Source organism: Streptomyces sp. NPDC058620, assembly GCF_042717135.1.
In the GTDB taxonomy this organism is placed as follows: domain Bacteria; phylum Actinomycetota; class Actinomycetes; order Streptomycetales; family Streptomycetaceae; genus Streptomyces.
Window position 1 is genome coordinate 24,198 of the sequence record NZ_JBHXQO010000039.1, and the last position, 15,402, is coordinate 39,599.

Here is a 15,402-nt window from a genome sequence, read left to right on the forward strand (position 1 = left end):
CGCCCTCAGGGCAGGAACACTGCTGTGGTGAACGTGACGCGGGGGCGGTCCGGGGTCGTCGACGGGTACAGGGCGACCAGGTCCGTCCTCTCGCCGCGGTAGGTGCGGACGACGGTGTCGGGCTTCTTGTCGCCGTCGAAGTCCGCGTACCTGAGCAGAATCGTTTCCGTGGCTCCCGAGCCGCTGCGGACCGGGGCCGTGGGGATGCCGTGCGCCGGGGCCTTGACGCGGTACGCGCCGCCGGGGCGCGCCGGTCCGTTCGCGGAGCCGAGCAGCAGGGTGGCCGTGGCTGGGGCGCCCGGCTGGAGGGGCTTGGCGGAGTGGACGAGGTCGTCGTACCCGTCGCCGTTCGTGTCGGCGCGGGGCTCGGGGGCGGCGAGGTACGGGCCGCCGCCCGGCAGGGACGCGGCGGCGCGCGGGGCGGCGGCGCGGGTGAAGGGGCCACGGAGGTAGCTGATCCGGCCCTCGCCCGCGGTGACGGCGAGGTCGGTGCGCTGGTCGCCGTCGAAGTCGCCGCAGACCGGGTGGTCGGGCCACTCGTTGCCGAACCGGGCCGCTCCGGGGATGCGCAGGGTGACGGCCTTGCCGGTGAGGCCCTCGGGGGAGCCGAAGAGGACCTGGAGCGGTACGGGCGGGCGGCCGATGCCGTTGTACGGAGGGTCCGTGGCCACCACCAGGTCGGTGAAGCCGTCGGCGTCCAGGTCGCAGGCCGCCTCGGCGTCGAACGCGACCGGGAGCGTGTCGCCGGCCTTGGCCGCGTGGGTCCTCGCGCTCAGCAGCTGACGTGCCGCCGGGTCGAGGCCGCCGTCGGCGGAGCCGTAGACGACGCCGATGCCCACGTCGTCGCCGTGGCTGTCCTCCGGGGCCTTCACCAGGTCGTCGATGACGAGGTCGCGGCGTCCGTCGCCGTTGAAGTCGTCGGCGGTGCGGCTGCCCTTGCCGCGCGGGACGGGGACGCGGGTGACGCCGGCCCCGCCTGCGAGGGCCTCGGGCGGGGCGTCGCCGTTCTTGCCCGTGGCGGCGGTGGACGCGGACGAGGGGGCGTTGGCGGACGAGGGGCTGCCGCAGGCGGTCAGGAGCAGCAGGCAGGCGGTGCCCGCGGCGAGTGCCGCGGTGGCGGTCGCGTTGGACCTGGCGGTGGTCCTTGCCGTGGCCGTCGACAGGGCCGGTGTGATGCGTGTCCGCACGGGAGGTCCCTCATCCGTCGTGGTGCGTCGTGGCGCGTTGCGGTGCGTGGGGATCCGGCCCGGGCCGGTGTGTCCGGTGGGGCGGGGCGGTCCGACGCGTTCGAAGGTGTTCGGCCCACATGATGCTCCAGATGTTCCGTCGCGTACATGTCCGGGATCACAGGGCCGGAGCGCCTTGCCCCGGGGCACAGCCCACGGTCACAGTCCCCGAGCACACACAGAAGCGGCCGGTCCTGCCCCCGAGGCAGGTCCGGCCGCTTCCGTTTCGTACGACAGCGTGAGTACGCCGACGCGTACGACGTGAGGGTTACTTCACCGGTTCCGGCTCCGGTGCGTCCACCGTCTCCGGCTCGCCCGCCGGGTCGGCCGGGGTCTTCACGGACTCCAGCAGGAGCTGCGAGACGTCGACCACCTGGATCGACTCCTTGGCCTGGCCGTCGTTCTTCTTGCCGTTGACCGAGTCGGTCAGCATGACGAGGCAGAACGGGCAGGCGGTGGAGACGATGTCCGGGTTGAGGGAGAGGGCTTCGTCGACGCGCTCGTTGTTGATGCGCTTGCCGATCCGCTCCTCCATCCACATCCGGGCACCACCGGCGCCGCAGCAGAAGCCGCGCTCCTTGTGGCGGTGCATCTCCTCGTTCCGCAGACCCGGAACGCTCGCGATGATCTCGCGCGGAGGCGTGTAGACCTTGTTGTGACGGCCCAGGTAGCACGGGTCGTGATACGTGATCAGGCCCTCGACCGGGGTCACGGGGATCAGCTTGCCCTCGTCCACCAGGTGCTGGAGCAGCTGCGTGTGGTGGATGACCTCGTACTCGCCGCCGAGCTGCGGGTACTCGTTGGCAATGGTGTTGAAGCAGTGCGGGCAGGTGGCGACGATCTTCTTCGAAGACTTGGGCTTCTTCGTCGACTCGTCCTCGTCGTCCTCGCCGAACGCCATGTTCAGCATGGCCACGTTCTCCTGGCCGAGCTGCTGGAACAGCGGCTCGTTGCCCAGGCGGCGGGGGGAGTCACCGGTGCACTTCTCGTCGCCGCCCATGATCGCGAACTTGACGCCCGCGATGTGGAGGAGCTCGGCGAACGCCTTCGTGGTCTTCTTCGCGCGGTCCTCGAGGGCGCCGGCGCAGCCGACCCAGTACAGGTAGTCGACCTCGGAGAGGTCCTCGACGTCCTTGCCGACGATCGGGACCTCGAAGTCGACCTCCTTGGTCCACTCGACGCGCTGCTTCTTGGCGAGCCCCCAGGGGTTGCCCTTCTTCTCCAGGTTCTTGAGCATCGTGCCCGCCTCGGACGGGAACGCGGACTCGATCATCACCTGGTAGCGGCGCATGTCGACGATGTGGTCGATGTGCTCGATGTCGACCGGGCACTGCTCGACGCAGGCGCCGCAGCTGGTGCAGGACCACAGGACGTCCGGGTCGATGACGCCGTTCTCCTCGGCGGTGCCGATGAGGGGGCGCTCGGCCTCGGCGAGTGCCGAGGCGGGGACGTCCTTGAGCTGCTCGGCCGTGGCCTTCTCGTTGCCCTCCATGTCCTTGCCGCCGCCTGCGAGCAGGTACGGCGCCTTGGCGTGCGCGTGGTCGCGCAGCGACATGATGAGGAGCTTGGGGGAGAGCGGCTTGCCGGTGTTCCAGGCGGGGCACTGCGACTGGCAGCGACCGCACTCGGTGCAGGTGGAGAAGTCGAGGATGCCCTTCCAGGAGAACTGCTCGACCTGGGAGACGCCGAAGACGTCGTCCTCGCCCGGGTCCTCGAAGTCGATCTCCTTGCCGCCCGAGGTCATCGGCTGCAGCGGGCCCAGTGCGACCGAACCGTTGGCGTTCCGCTTGAACCAGATGTTCGGGAAGCCGAGGAAGCGGTGCCAGGCCACACCCATGTTGGTGTTGAGTGAGACCGTGATCATCCAGGTGAACGACGTGACGATCTTGAGCGCCGCGACGAAGTAGGTGATCTGCTGGAGCGTGCCGAGGCTCAGACCGTCGAAGGCGGCGACCAGCGGGTACGAGGCGAAGAAGCCGGGCTCCCAGCTGGTCACGTGGTGCTGGGCGCCCTCAAGGCCGCGCAGCGTCATGATGCAGAGGCCGACGATGAGGATGACGGCCTCGACGAAGTACGCCTGGCCGGTCTTGGAGCCCGCGAAGCGGGACTTGCGGCCCGCCTTGCCCGGCCGGCTGAGCTGCCGGATCACGATCAGGGTCACGATCCCGAGGACCGTCATCAGACCGAGGAACTCGGTGAAGATCTCGTACGGCAGCCAGTCGCCGATGAACGGGATCAGCCAGTCGGCCTGGAAGAGCTGGCCGAACGCGTTGACGATCGTGAGCAGCAGCGAGAAGAAGCCCACCGCCACGAACCAGTGCGCGAAGCCGACGATGCCCCAGCGGTTCATACGGGTGTGGCCGAGGAACTCCTTGGCCAGCGTGATGGTGCGCTGTGTGGGGTCACCCGTGCGGGTGCCCGCGGGTACGGGCTGACCGAGTCGCACGAAGCGGTAGATCTGCGCGATGGCGCGGCCGAAAAGCGCGACGGCCACCACCGTGATGACCAGCGACACGATGATCGCGGCGAGTTGCATTTTGGGGGCTCCTCGGGCCTGCGAGGGGTTGGGTTACACCAATGATTATGGATTACTAAGCAGTAACTTAATGAGTCTGTGACGACACTATCCACTTATTCCGCCACGCTGTAGCCGGGCAGGCGGTGATCTGCGTCGCTCAGGTACCCCTTGCCGCCGCGTGGCAACCGGTACAGGACGGCGCGCAGGGCCGCGCGCAGCGGAAGGCGTACCGCTTCCGCCAGAATCGCCAGGTCAAGTCCCATCCAGTGGTGCTCGGCGTAGTGCTGGTCGAGCAGAGCGGGTTCGTCCCAGGGCATCCCGGAGCGGGCCCGCACCTGCGCGAGGCCCGTCAGGCCCGGCCGCAGCTCCTGACGCCGGCGTCCGGCCCCGGGGCCCAGGGTCCTCGGATCGCCCGGCGCGAGGGGTGCCGGGCCGACGAGGGAGAGCTCTCCCCGTACGACGTGGGGCAGCCGGGACAGCAGGTCGAGGCGGCAGCGGCGGGTGCGCAGGGAGCGCAGCTCGAAGGTCCGGCCGCCGAGCCCGGTCCGCTGTTCGCGCACCAGTACGCCGCCGGCCGGTCGCCGTACGGCGAGGGCGAGGGCGCCCACGGCGAGAGCCGGTGAGGCGAGGGCCAGGAGGGCCGCGCCGAGCGTGAGGTCGAGGAGCCGCTTGGCCGTCAGTCGGTCCGTCGTGCGCGCGAGGGTGCGCGTCGCGGTACGGGCGAGGGCCGCCGCGGCCGTCTTCGCCCTCGCGGTCGTGGTGGCGGTCCGCGAGGGGGCGTGTGCCCTGGTTCGTACCGCAGTCCGGTTCGCGTTCTGCATCGCACCTGCCCGGGGATCGGAGGCGTGCCGGTTTTGACCGGCAAACGGCATTTTGTGACAGAACGATCCCATGATGCGATGGTGGGGCGGGGTGTGTGGCGCGCTGGAGGGGGCGGGTGTCGTCCCGTGGGGCGCGCGGTGGGCGGCGCCGCGCGGTGGTTCGGGCGGGAAAACCGCTGGTGGACTGGGGCGTGAGCACGTTAGTTGAGTCGGCCCGGCTCAGGTCTGTTGACTCTGGGGCGGGTGTCATGCATCCTTGAGTCAGATCCACTCAAGTATTCAGTTGGAGGAATCGAAATGGCACGTGCGGTCGGCATCGACCTGGGCACGACTAACTCCGTCGTGAGCGTTCTGGAAGGCGGCGAGCCCACCGTCATCACCAACGCCGAAGGCGCCAGGACCACGCCGTCCGTCGTCGCCTTCGCGAAGAACGGTGAGGTGCTCGTCGGCGAGGTCGCCAAGCGCCAGGCGGTCACGAACGTCGACAGGACCATCCGCTCCGTCAAGCGCCACATGGGCACTGACTGGAAGATCGACCTGGACGGCAAGAGCTTCAACCCGCAGCAGATGAGCGCCTTCATCCTGCAGAAGCTGAAGCGTGACGCGGAGTCCTACCTCGGCGAGAAGGTGACCGACGCGGTCATCACCGTCCCGGCGTACTTCAACGACTCCGAGCGTCAGGCGACCAAGGAGGCCGGCGAGATCGCGGGCCTGAACGTCCTGCGTATCGTCAACGAGCCCACTGCCGCCGCGCTGGCGTACGGGCTCGACAAGGACGACCAGACGATCCTCGTCTTCGACCTCGGTGGCGGCACCTTCGACGTGTCCCTCCTGGAGATCGGCGACGGCGTCGTCGAGGTGAAGGCCACCAACGGTGACAACCACCTCGGTGGTGACGACTGGGACCAGCGCGTCATGGACTACCTGGTCAAGCAGTTCGCCAACGGTCACGGCGTGGACCTGTCCAAGGACAAGATGGCTCTCCAGCGTCTCCGCGAGGCCGCGGAGAAGGCGAAGATCGAGCTGTCCTCCTCCACGGAGACCACGATCAACCTGCCGTACATCACGGCGTCGGCCGAGGGCCCGCTGCACCTGGACGAGAAGCTCACGCGCGCTCAGTTCCAGCAGCTCACCGCGGACCTGCTGGACCGCTGCAAGAACCCGTTCCACAACGTCATCAAGGACGCGGGCATCCAGCTCTCCGAGATCGACCACGTCGTTCTCGTCGGTGGCTCGACCCGTATGCCGGCCGTCGCCGAGCTCGTCAAGGAGCTCACCGGTGGTCAGGAAGCCAACAAGGGCGTGAACCCGGACGAGGTCGTCGCCATCGGCGCCTCGCTCCAGGCCGGTGTCCTGAAGGGCGAGGTCAAGGACGTTCTGCTCCTCGACGTCACGCCGCTGTCGCTTGGTATCGAAACCAAGGGCGGCATCATGACGAAGCTCATCGAGCGCAACACGACCATCCCGACCAAGCGCTCCGAGATCTTCACGACGGCCGAGGACAACCAGCCGTCCGTTCAGATCCAGGTCTACCAGGGCGAGCGCGAGATCGCGGCGTACAACAAGAAGCTCGGAATGTTCGAGCTCACCGGTCTGCCGCCGGCCCCGCGTGGCGTGCCGCAGATCGAGGTCGCGTTCGACATCGACGCCAACGGCATCATGCACGTCGCTGCCAAGGACCTCGGCACCGGCAAGGAGCAGAAGATGACCGTCACCGGTGGCTCGTCGCTGCCGAAGGACGAGGTCAACCGGATGCGCGAAGAGGCCGAGCAGTACGCGGACGAGGACCACCGTCGTCGCGAGGCCGCCGAGTCCCGTAACCAGGGCGAGCAGCTCGTCTACCAGACGGAGAAGTTCCTCAAGGACAACGAGGACAAGGTTCCGGCCGACGTCAAGACGGAGGTCGAGGAGTCCCTCACCGAGCTGAAGGAAAAGCTCAAGGGCGAGGACACCGCCGAGATCCGTACCGCCACCGAGAAGGTCGCGGCCGTCTCCCAGAAGCTGGGCCAGGCGATGTACGCCAACGCCCAGGCCGAGGGTGCGACGCCGGGTGCCGACGCGCCGGGCGCCGGTCAGGCCCAGGCCGACGGTGACGACGTCGTGGACGCCGAGATCGTCGACGACGAGAAGGACACCAAGGGCGGTGCGGTGTGACCGAGGAGACTCCGGGCTTCGAGGAGAAGCCTGACGTCCCCTCCGACACCACCCCTGACGGAGCTGAGCCGAAGGACGCCACCCCCTCTCCGGAGGAGGAGGCGTCCCCGGCCGGGGACTCAGTACAGACAGTCGGTCTGACCGCACAGCTGGACCAGGTCCGCACCGCGCTCAGCGAGCGCACGGGCGACCTCCAGCGGCTCCAGGCCGAGTACCAGAACTACCGCCGCCGCGTCGAGCGGGACCGGGTAACGGTCAAGGAGATCGCGGTCGCGGGTCTCCTGACCGAGCTCCTGCCCGTGCTCGACGACGTCGGCCGCGCGCGGGAACACGGCGAGCTGGTCGGCGGCTTCAAGTCGGTGGCCGAATCGCTGGAGATGGTCGTCGCGAAGCTGGGTCTCCAGCAGTTCGGCAAGGAGGGTGAGCCCTTCGACCCGACGATCCACGAGGCCCTGATGCACTCGTACGCGCCGGATGTCACAGAGGACACCTGCGTGGCGATCCTGCAGCCGGGGTATCGCATCGGCGACCGCACCATCCGCCCCGCGCGGGTGGCCGTGGCCGAGCCGCAGCCCGGCGCGACGCCGGGAGCGGCGAAGGAAGAGAAGGCAGACGACGAGGAGAGCGGTGGCACGGAGGAGGTCTGACATTCAGTCCGACCACCTCGGTGCACACCGACCGGCCAGGAGCCCGGCCCCAGGGCCGGCTCCTCGGCCGATCGTCCGGAAGGAGGGACGTCGATGAGTACGAAGGACTTCGTCGAGAAGGACTACTACAAGGTTCTCGGCGTCCCCAAGGACGCCACCGACGCCGAGGTCAAGAAGGCGTACCGGAAGCTCGCCCGCGAGTTCCACCCGGACGCCAACAAGGGTGACGCCAAGGCGGAGGAGCGCTTCAAGGAGATCTCCGAGGCGAACGACATCCTCGGCGACAGCAAGAAGCGCAAGGAGTACGACGAAGCCCGCGCGCTCTTCGGCAACGGAGGCGGCTTCCGGGCGGGTCCCGGTGGCGCGGGGGGCAACTTCAACTTCGACCTGGGCGACCTCTTCGGAGGCGCCCCGGGCGGCGGCCAGGCCGGCGGCGCCGGAGGGTTCGGCGGCGGTGGTCTGGGAGACGTCTTCGGCGGCCTCTTCAACCGCGGCGGCGCGGGCACCCGTGTGCAGCCACGGCGCGGCCAGGACATCGAGTCCGAGGTGACGCTCAGCTTCACCGAGGCGGTCGACGGGGCCACGGTCCCGCTGCGGATGTCCAGCCAGGCACCCTGCAAGGCGTGTTCCGGCACCGGCGACAAGAACGGCACCCCGAGGGTCTGCCCGACCTGCGTCGGCACCGGACAGGTGTCGCGCGGCAGCGGCGGCGGCTTCTCGCTCACCGACCCCTGCGTGGACTGCAAGGGCCGCGGCCTCATCGCCGAGGACCCCTGCGAGGTCTGCAAGGGCAGCGGGCGGGCGAGGTCGGCGCGCACCATGCAGGTCAGGATTCCGGCGGGCGTCCTGAACGGCCAGCGCATCCGGCTGCGCGGCAAGGGCAGCCCGGGCGAACGCGGCGGACCGGCCGGCGACCTGTACGTCGTCGTCCACGTCGACGCCCACCCCGTCTTCGGCCGCAAGGGCGACAACCTCACCGTCACCGTGCCGATCGCCTTCACGGAGGCGGCGCTCGGCGGCGAGGTGAAGGTCCCGACGCTCGGCGGCCCCCCGGTCACCCTGAAGCTTCCGGCCGGCACCCCCAACGGGCGTACGATGCGCGCCCGCGGCAAGGGTGCGGTCCGCAAGGACGGCACCCGCGGCGACCTGCTGGTCACCGTGGAGGTGGCAGTGCCCACGGACCTCGCACCCGAGGCCCGGGACGCACTGGAGGCATACCGGAAGGCGACCGCGGAGGAGGACCCGCGGGCGGAGCTGTTCCAGGCTGCGAAGGGAGCTTGAGATGGACGGCCGTCGACATAATCCGTACCAGCTAACCGACGAATCACCGGTGTACGTGATCTCGATCGCGGCCCAGCTCTCGGGCCTGCACCCGCAGACGCTGCGCCAGTACGACCGCCTCGGCCTGGTCTCCCCGGACCGCACCGCCGGGCGCGGCAGACGCTACTCGGCCCGCGACATCGAACTGCTGCGCACGGTGCAGCAGTTGTCGCAGGACGAGGGAATCAACCTGGCCGGCATCAAGCGCATCATCGAGCTGGAGAACCAGGTCGCCGCGCTCCAGCAGCGCGTCGCGGAGCTCTCCGCGGCGGTCGACGGGGCGACGGTGGCCATGCAGCAGCGCGAGGCCCAGGTACACGCCTCGTACCGCCGCGACCTGGTCCCGTACCAGGACGTGCAGCAGGCGAGCGCGCTGGTGGTGTGGCGCCCCAAGCCCAAGCGGGTCACGGACTAGCCGCGTTGCCCGTCAGGAGGCCCGTCACCCGTGTTCATCCGGGTGGCGGGCCTCCTGCTCAGGTGCGACCGGTGTCGCGACGATCCCCGACTGCACGAGCAGCGCGCCCAGATGGGTACGGCTCGTCGCGTCGAGTGCCTGCATGAGCTTGGCGATGTGGGCGCGGCAGGTGCGGACGCTGATGCCGAGCTTGCGGGCCACGATGTCGTCGACGTGCCCTTCGACGAGCAGGCGGGCGATGCTGTGCTGGACGGCGGTGACGGGGGTGCCGGGGGCGGCTGTCGGAAGCTGTTCCGCGAAGGGGGTGGCCTGGGCCCAGAGAGTCTCGTACACCCGGACCAGATAGCGGACGATCGCGGGATTGCGGATCTCCAGCGCCATGTTCCGGTCGGGTGTGGCCGGAATGAACGCCACCGTGCGGTCGAAGATGATCAGTCGCTCCACGGTCTGTTCAGTGGTGCGCACCTTCAGGCTGCTCCCCGGTATCTGATCGAGGTATTCCCTGATGGCGGTGCTGTAGCGCGCCGAGTGCTGGTAGAGGTGCCGGAGCTGTGCCCCGCGTGCGATGGCCAGCCGGGCGTTGCCCAGTGACTCCTGTAACTTGTCGGCCGGCCGGTTGCTTCCGGGTTGCGCCGTCCAGACTTCGGCAGTGGCCGTGGCGCTTGCCTCGTAGATGGTCGACTGGATCGTCTGTTTCCCTTCGAGCACGGTGATGGCGAGAGCGAGGTCCTCGCTGGCGACGGAGGCCAGGGGGGACAAGGTACTGCTCAGAGCGGCAGTGAGCTGGATGCGTTCGTCGATTTCCCGTGTGATGGGGTGCAGCAGGTGGGCCAGGGCTGCGGAGGGGGAGACCGGGCGCATCCAGGAGTCGTTCAGAGGGTCGGGATGGAGGAGTGCCATTTCGATGAGGCAGGGGGTGGAAGCGAGTTCGGTGCGGGCAATGCGCCCATTTCTGAGGGCTGACTCGTACAGCCGGATCGCCGGCTCGCAGAGTTCTCTGTTCCCGTGCGGATGGACTGCATTCGTCCCATCCGTATTCATTTGAGAGCCCCTCACTTTTTGCAATGCAACAAGATGACGGTGGTGGAAGCGTAGTTACCGGGGGAGTCTGGATGCGTCGGGGGAGCCGGGAACTTCCCTGATGGATCAGGGTGCGGCCGTGCTCTCCCCCGTTGCGCGGCCGCACCTTCCGGCTCTGGGATGGGGATGCCGGAGGGGCCGGTCGGGCAGGTCAGGAATCCTGGTCCAGGATTCCTGACCGGGCGATCAGGTAGCCGAGTTGTGCCCGGCTGGAACTCCCCAGGGTCGCGGACAGTTTCGCGATGTGGGAGCGGCACGTGCGCACGTGCATGCCCAGGCGGCGTGCGATGGCCTCGTCGACGTACCCGTCGACGAGGAGTTGGGCGATGGAGCGCTGGACGCCACTGACGCCTTCGGGAGTCGGGTCGTACCGAATCTCCTCCAGGAGAGGGGTAGCGCGTTGCCACAACTGCTCGAAGACGCTTGTGAGGTAGGAGACGAGCCCCGGATGCCGGAGTTCCAGAGCGACTGTCCGGTCGTCCTGCGCGGGGATGAAGGCAACCGTCCGGTCGAAGATGAGCATGCGCTCGACGAGTTCCTCCAGGGTCCGGATCTGGACACCCTCGGCGAGGCGCTCCGCGTAGGCGAAGGTTCCTTGGTGGTGTCGCACAGTGTGCTGGTAAAGGGTACGAATGCTGACACCGCGATCGACCACGGCCTGACCGCGTTCCAGCCCCTTACTGAGAATGTTCTCGCTCCGGAGGCCACCGGGTTGAACGGTGAGTACTTCGGTGTGACATTCGGCGGTGGCCACGTCTATGGCAGCGTTGATCCGGGTGCTGCCCTCGAGCACCGTGATGGCGTGAGTGGTCGGCGGGTCCTGTGCGCTGATGTCCATGAATGGCTCAAATGATTCGGCCAGCTCGAGGGAGAGCCTTCTGCGCTCCGTGATTTCCCGCTCGATCGGATGCAGCCGTTGGGCGAGCGCCGCTGAAGGGGGAACGGGGCGAAGCCAGTCGGCGTCATCGGGATCCGGGTGCAAGAGGGCGAAGTCCATCAGGCACGGGGCGGGCGTGACCTCCGCTCGCGGTATCCGGCCGGATCGCAATGCGCTGGCGTAGAGGCGCTGTCCCGCATCGCATAGTTCGGTGATCCCGTGAGGATGTGCCGGTTTTGAGGCACTTGCGATCATTTGCCCACCCCCCATGTTCCTGAACGTGCAGGAACATGATGCATCGATCCGGTGGTGTTCGCGTGGCCGGGTGGGACATCGTCTTAGTGCGGGGGAGATGAATCCATCAAGTGAGGACGAAGCCGAAATGTATAAGCGAATGCTTCGCTCGGTGCTTGCCACTGCTTTCGTGGGGGCCCTGGCCTACGGCGCTCTGGGTAGCGGTGACATCACCTGGGGCGCACCGGCAGCGGATGTGAGTGCTGCCACGCAGACGGCCACCGGCGACATTACGTGGGGCGACTCCACGCCGGCCACGCTCGGTGACATCACGTGGGGTGTCGCCCCTGCCGGCACAAAGGCATGACCACCCCGCCGGACGACCGTACCTTCCGGCGCGAGATGGCCACGGCCTATCGCTCCGGGTGGCACTTCATCGATCTGCTCACGGCACTCCCCCGTCGTGGCGACTCGTTGATGGTCACCCTGTTCGGTGAGCCGGTCGTCGTCGTGATGGAAGAGGGCGAGGACGTCCGCGCCTATCGCTGCCTTCGTCGGCCCCGCGGGGCCCCGCAACCGGTCCGTTGTGCCGTCAGGTACGGCATGATCTTCGTCAACCTCGATCAGCGGGACCACGAGCTGTTCGAATCTGAAGCCATCTCCGCCACCCCCCGCAGTGCCTGAACGACCCCCGTCGTTCCATATCGTTCAGGCGCTTCCCCCACACAGCGGCGCCATCGTGACCTGAACACGATGGCGCCGTTGTGCTGCCCGGGGCCGTCGGCCCCGGGCAGGCTCAGGCCCTGCCGAGCGCCCGGTCCAGGGCGATCTCGATGACGACCCGCTCGGGGTTGGGCCGCGGGGTGCGCTCGTATCGTTCCGCGTAGCGGCGTACCGCGTCGTCGACGACCTCCCGCTCCGTGCGGATCGTAGCCACGCCCTCCAGCGTCGCCCAGCGCGCCTTGTGCATCTGGCAGACCGCGGCCCGTGCCTCGCCCGGCGCCGCCGCCAGGACGTGGGCGACCTTGCGGCTGCTCTTGCTGGTGATGACCCGTGCGAGCCCGGCCCCGGGGTCGTACGTCACCCCGACGGGCACCACGTGCGGGGTGCCGTCCGGGCGGAGCGTCGTCAGCGTGCAGACGTGGCGCTCGCGCCAGAAGGCGAGGTACTCGGGGCTGGGGTTGCGTACATCGTGCATGACTCAAGCCTAGGCAGCCGGGGTACCGCGGCGCGGTGGCGGGGGCGTCCGGTGGCCGGTTCACTCGTCAGCGGGTCGCGGGGGAAGCACAGCAGTGCTCCCGTTTTCGGCTTGAGCGGAGTACGCTCAACTTTGTGCACGTTGACCATGTCAGTGTCAACGGCATACGCGTTGACGACATACCGCCCATCGCACGGAGGAGAGAGCGCACGTGGACGCCGAGCTGACCAACAAGAGCCGGGATGCCCTCAACGCGGCCACCAGCCGGGCCGTGAAGGACGGGCACCCCGATCTGACCCCCGGGCACCTGCTGCTCGCCCTGCTCGCGGGCGAGGACAACGAGAACATCATCGACCTGCTGGCCGCCGTCGACGCCGACCAGGTGGCCGTACGCGCCGAGGCCGAACGCCTCCTCGGGACACAGCCCAGCGTCACCGGTTCCACCGTCGCGCCCCCGCAGCCCAACCGTGAGCTCCTGGCCGTCATCGCCGACGCCGCGCAGCGCGCGAAGGAGCTCGGCGACGACTACCTCTCCACCGAGCACCTGCTGATCGGCATCGCGTCCAAGGGCGGCCGCGCCGGTGAGATCCTCACTCAGCAGGGTGCCAGTGCGAAGAAGCTGCTGGACGCGTTCGAGAAGAGCAGGGGAGGGCGAAGGGTGACCACACCCGACCCGGAGGGTCAGTACAAGGCCCTGGAGAAGTTCGGTACGGATTTCACGGCCGCGGCCAGGGAAGGCAAGCTCGACCCCGTCATCGGCCGGGACCAGGAGATCCGCCGCGTCGTCCAGGTGCTGTCGCGGCGTACGAAGAACAACCCCGTGCTCATCGGTGAGCCCGGCGTCGGCAAGACGGCCGTCGTCGAGGGACTCGCCCAGCGCATCGTCAAGGGCGACGTTCCCGAAAGCCTCAAGAACAAGCGGCTCGTCTCGCTCGACCTCGGCGCGATGGTCGCGGGCGCCAAGTACCGCGGCGAGTTCGAGGAGCGCCTGAAGACCGTCCTCTCCGAGATCAAGGAGAGCGACGGCCAGATCATCACCTTCATCGACGAGCTGCACACCGTGGTCGGCGCCGGCGCCGGCGGGGACTCCGCGATGGACGCGGGCAACATGCTCAAGCCCATGCTGGCCCGTGGTGAGCTGCGCATGGTCGGCGCGACCACCCTCGACGAGTACCGCGAGCGGATCGAGAAGGACCCCGCCCTGGAGCGCCGCTTCCAGCAGGTCCTGGTCGCCGAGCCCTCCGTCGAGGACACCATCGCGATCCTGCGCGGGCTCAAGGGCCGGTACGAGGCACACCACAAGGTCCAGATCGCCGACTCCGCCCTGGTCGCCGCCGCGACCCTCTCCGACCGCTACATCACCTCCCGCTTCCTTCCGGACAAGGCCATCGATCTCGTGGACGAGGCGGCCTCCCGGCTCCGCATGGAGATCGACTCCTCACCTCTGGAGATCGACGAGCTCCAGCGCGCCGTCGACCGTCTGCGGATGGAGGAGCTGGCGCTCAAGAACGAGACCGACCCAGCGTCCAGGCAGCGCCTGGACAAGCTCCGCCGCGACCTCGCCGACAAGGAGGAGGAACTGCGCGGCCTGACCGCCCGCTGGGAGAAGGAGAAGGAAGGGCTCAACCGCGTCGGTGAGCTGAAGGAACGCCTCGACGACCTGCGCGGCCAGGCCGAGCGCGCCCAGCGCGACGGGGACTTCGACACCGCGTCCAAGCTGCTCTACGGGGAGATCCCCGGCCTGGAGCGCGAACTCGCCGAGGCGGACGAGGCGGAGCAGGAAGCCGCCAAGGACACCATGGTCAAGGACGAGGTCGGCCCGGACGACATCGCGGATGTCGTCGGCGCCTGGACCGGCATCCCCGCCGGGCGGCTCCTGGAGGGCGAGACGCAGAAGCTGCTGCGCATGGAGGAAGAGCTCGGCAAGCGGCTGATCGGGCAGACCCAGGCCGTGCAGGCGGTGTCGGACGCGGTACGCCGTACGCGGGCCGGAATCGCCGACCCGGACCGTCCCACCGGCTCCTTCCTCTTCCTCGGGCCGACCGGTGTCGGCAAGACCGAGCTGGCCAAGGCGCTCGCGGACTTCCTGTTCGACGACGAGCGGGCCATGATCCGCATCGACATGAGCGAGTACGGCGAGAAGCACAGCGTCGCGCGGCTCGTCGGTGCCCCTCCGGGGTACGTCGGTTACGAGGAGGGCGGCCAGCTCACGGAGGCGGTCCGCCGCCGCCCGTACAGCGTGGTCCTGCTGGACGAGGTCGAGAAGGCCCACCCCGAGGTCTTCGACATCCTGCTCCAGGTCCTCGACGACGGCCGGCTCACCGACGGACAGGGCCGTACGGTCGACTTCCGCAACACGATCCTGATCCTGACGTCCAACCTCGGCAGCCAGTTCCTGGTCGACCCGCTGACCAGGCCCGAGGTGAAGGAGCAGCAGGTCCTGGAGGTCGTACGCGCCTCGTTCAAGCCGGAGTTCCTGAACCGGCTCGACGACCTCGTGGTGTTCTCCGCGCTGTCCGGCGACGAGCTCTCGCACATCGCGGGACTGCAGATCGGCCGCCTGGCCAAGCGCCTCGCGGACCGCAGGCTCACCCTCGACGTCACGCCGGAGGCCCTGGCGTGGCTGGCCGAGGAGGGCAACGACCCGGCGTACGGGGCACGGCCGCTGCGCCGCCTCATCCAGACGGCGATCGGCGACCGGCTCGCCAAGGAGATCCTCGCGGGGGAGATCGCGGACGGCGACACGGTGCGGGTGGACCGGGTCGGGGACGGGCTGATCGTGGGGCCGGCCTCCGCGGCAAAGACCCTGTAGAACACGCAGCGGGCGTCGTGGCGCCGGCCGGGAACGCAGCCCGCGGCCGGCGCCACGCATTTGTGCACGGCGTCGGGCGCATTGATGTGTGTCCCGCACA

13 protein-coding genes are annotated in these 15,402 nt (G+C 68.8%); 7 read left to right on the plus strand and 6 right to left on the minus strand.

Going from position 1 to position 15,402, the window contains the following annotated elements; all coding sequences use genetic code 11:
- Positions 1–5: 5 nt before the first annotated feature.
- The 3 genes from ACFWSK_RS27810 to ACFWSK_RS27820 all read right to left on the minus strand — a co-directional run bounded on the left by ACFWSK_RS27810 (position 6) and on the right by ACFWSK_RS27820 (position 4,565).
- Positions 6–1,187: an FG-GAP repeat domain-containing protein gene (locus ACFWSK_RS27810; protein ID WP_383791694.1), complete on the minus strand. Its 1,182-nt coding sequence runs from the start codon at positions 1,185–1,187 to the stop codon at positions 6–8.
- Positions 1,188–1,494: 307 nt separating this feature from the next.
- Complete coding sequence (locus ACFWSK_RS27815) at positions 1,495–3,762, minus strand: (Fe-S)-binding protein (RefSeq protein WP_383791697.1); 2,268 nt, start codon at positions 3,760–3,762, stop codon at positions 1,495–1,497.
- Between the two features lie 95 nt (positions 3,763–3,857).
- On the minus strand, positions 3,858–4,565 hold the full coding sequence (locus ACFWSK_RS27820; RefSeq protein ID WP_383791700.1) for a sugar transferase: 708 nt from the start codon (positions 4,563–4,565) through the stop codon (positions 3,858–3,860).
- A 297-nt stretch (positions 4,566–4,862) separates the two neighbouring features.
- Between ACFWSK_RS27820 and dnaK the strand changes: the two genes are divergently transcribed.
- The 4 genes from dnaK (at position 4,863) to ACFWSK_RS27840 (ending at position 9,101) form a co-directional block, all read left to right on the plus strand.
- Entirely contained in the window at positions 4,863–6,719 is a 1,857-nt protein-coding gene (gene dnaK / locus ACFWSK_RS27825) for a molecular chaperone DnaK (protein ID WP_383791702.1), read from the plus strand.
- A complete protein-coding gene (gene grpE / locus ACFWSK_RS27830) occupies positions 6,716–7,366 on the plus strand; it encodes a nucleotide exchange factor GrpE (RefSeq protein ID WP_383791705.1) in 651 nt (216 codons plus the stop codon). Before dnaK ends, grpE begins: the two co-directional genes overlap by 4 nt.
- Before the next feature lie 93 nt (positions 7,367–7,459).
- The gene (gene dnaJ, locus ACFWSK_RS27835) at positions 7,460–8,647 is read left to right on the plus strand and encodes a molecular chaperone DnaJ (protein ID WP_383791708.1); all 1,188 of its coding nucleotides are present in this window, start codon (positions 7,460–7,462) and stop codon (positions 8,645–8,647) included.
- A gap of 1 nt (position 8,648) precedes the next feature.
- Complete coding sequence (locus ACFWSK_RS27840; protein ID WP_383791711.1) at positions 8,649–9,101, plus strand: heat shock protein transcriptional repressor HspR; 453 nt, start codon at positions 8,649–8,651, stop codon at positions 9,099–9,101.
- A 24-nt stretch (positions 9,102–9,125) separates the two neighbouring features.
- Here ACFWSK_RS27840 and ACFWSK_RS27845 read toward each other — a convergent pair whose 3' ends face one another.
- Complete coding sequence (locus ACFWSK_RS27845) at positions 9,126–10,142, minus strand: LuxR C-terminal-related transcriptional regulator (RefSeq protein WP_383791714.1); 1,017 nt, start codon at positions 10,140–10,142, stop codon at positions 9,126–9,128.
- Between the two features lie 190 nt (positions 10,143–10,332).
- A complete protein-coding gene (locus ACFWSK_RS27850; protein WP_383791716.1) occupies positions 10,333–11,313 on the minus strand; it encodes a helix-turn-helix transcriptional regulator in 981 nt (326 codons plus the stop codon).
- 151 nt (positions 11,314–11,464) lie between these two features.
- Between ACFWSK_RS27850 and ACFWSK_RS27855 the strand changes: the two genes are divergently transcribed.
- On the plus strand, positions 11,465–11,659 hold the full coding sequence (locus tag ACFWSK_RS27855; protein WP_383791719.1) for a hypothetical protein: 195 nt from the start codon (positions 11,465–11,467) through the stop codon (positions 11,657–11,659).
- Positions 11,656–11,976: a (2Fe-2S)-binding protein gene (locus ACFWSK_RS27860; protein ID WP_383791722.1), complete on the plus strand. Its 321-nt coding sequence runs from the start codon at positions 11,656–11,658 to the stop codon at positions 11,974–11,976. The genes ACFWSK_RS27855 and ACFWSK_RS27860 overlap by 4 nt, the downstream gene beginning before the upstream one ends.
- A gap of 112 nt (positions 11,977–12,088) precedes the next feature.
- Here ACFWSK_RS27860 and ACFWSK_RS27865 read toward each other — a convergent pair whose 3' ends face one another.
- Positions 12,089–12,490, minus strand: coding sequence for a pyridoxamine 5'-phosphate oxidase family protein (locus tag ACFWSK_RS27865; protein WP_383791725.1), 402 nt, complete (start codon positions 12,488–12,490; stop codon positions 12,089–12,091).
- Positions 12,491–12,701: 211 nt separating this feature from the next.
- Here ACFWSK_RS27865 and clpB point away from each other — a divergent pair, with 211 nt between their 5' ends.
- Positions 12,702–15,302, plus strand: a complete 2,601-nt coding sequence (clpB, locus tag ACFWSK_RS27870) for an ATP-dependent chaperone ClpB (protein ID WP_383791728.1) — start codon at positions 12,702–12,704, stop codon at positions 15,300–15,302.
- Positions 15,303–15,402: the final 100 nt, after the last annotated feature.

What these genes read in the sequence shown, in the direction of transcription:
- ACFWSK_RS27820 (WP_383791700.1), bottom strand. Translation starts at nt 4,565, where the DNA reads ATGCAGAACGCGAACCGGACTGCGGTACGAACCAGGGCACACGCCCCC.
- dnaK (WP_383791702.1), top strand. Translation starts at nt 4,863, where the DNA reads ATGGCACGTGCGGTCGGCATCGACCTGGGCACGACTAACTCCGTCGTG.
- ACFWSK_RS27840 (WP_383791711.1), top strand. Translation starts at nt 8,649, where the DNA reads ATGGACGGCCGTCGACATAATCCGTACCAGCTAACCGACGAATCACCG.
- dnaJ (WP_383791708.1), top strand. Translation starts at nt 7,460, where the DNA reads ATGAGTACGAAGGACTTCGTCGAGAAGGACTACTACAAGGTTCTCGGC.
- ACFWSK_RS27845 (WP_383791714.1), bottom strand. Translation starts at nt 10,142, where the DNA reads ATGAATACGGATGGGACGAATGCAGTCCATCCGCACGGGAACAGAGAA.
- ACFWSK_RS27850 (WP_383791716.1), bottom strand. Translation starts at nt 11,313, where the DNA reads ATGATCGCAAGTGCCTCAAAACCGGCACATCCTCACGGGATCACCGAA.
- ACFWSK_RS27865 (WP_383791725.1), bottom strand. Translation starts at nt 12,490, where the DNA reads ATGCACGATGTACGCAACCCCAGCCCCGAGTACCTCGCCTTCTGGCGC.
- ACFWSK_RS27860 (WP_383791722.1), top strand. Translation starts at nt 11,656, where the DNA reads ATGACCACCCCGCCGGACGACCGTACCTTCCGGCGCGAGATGGCCACG.
- ACFWSK_RS27815 (WP_383791697.1), bottom strand. Translation starts at nt 3,762, where the DNA reads ATGCAACTCGCCGCGATCATCGTGTCGCTGGTCATCACGGTGGTGGCC.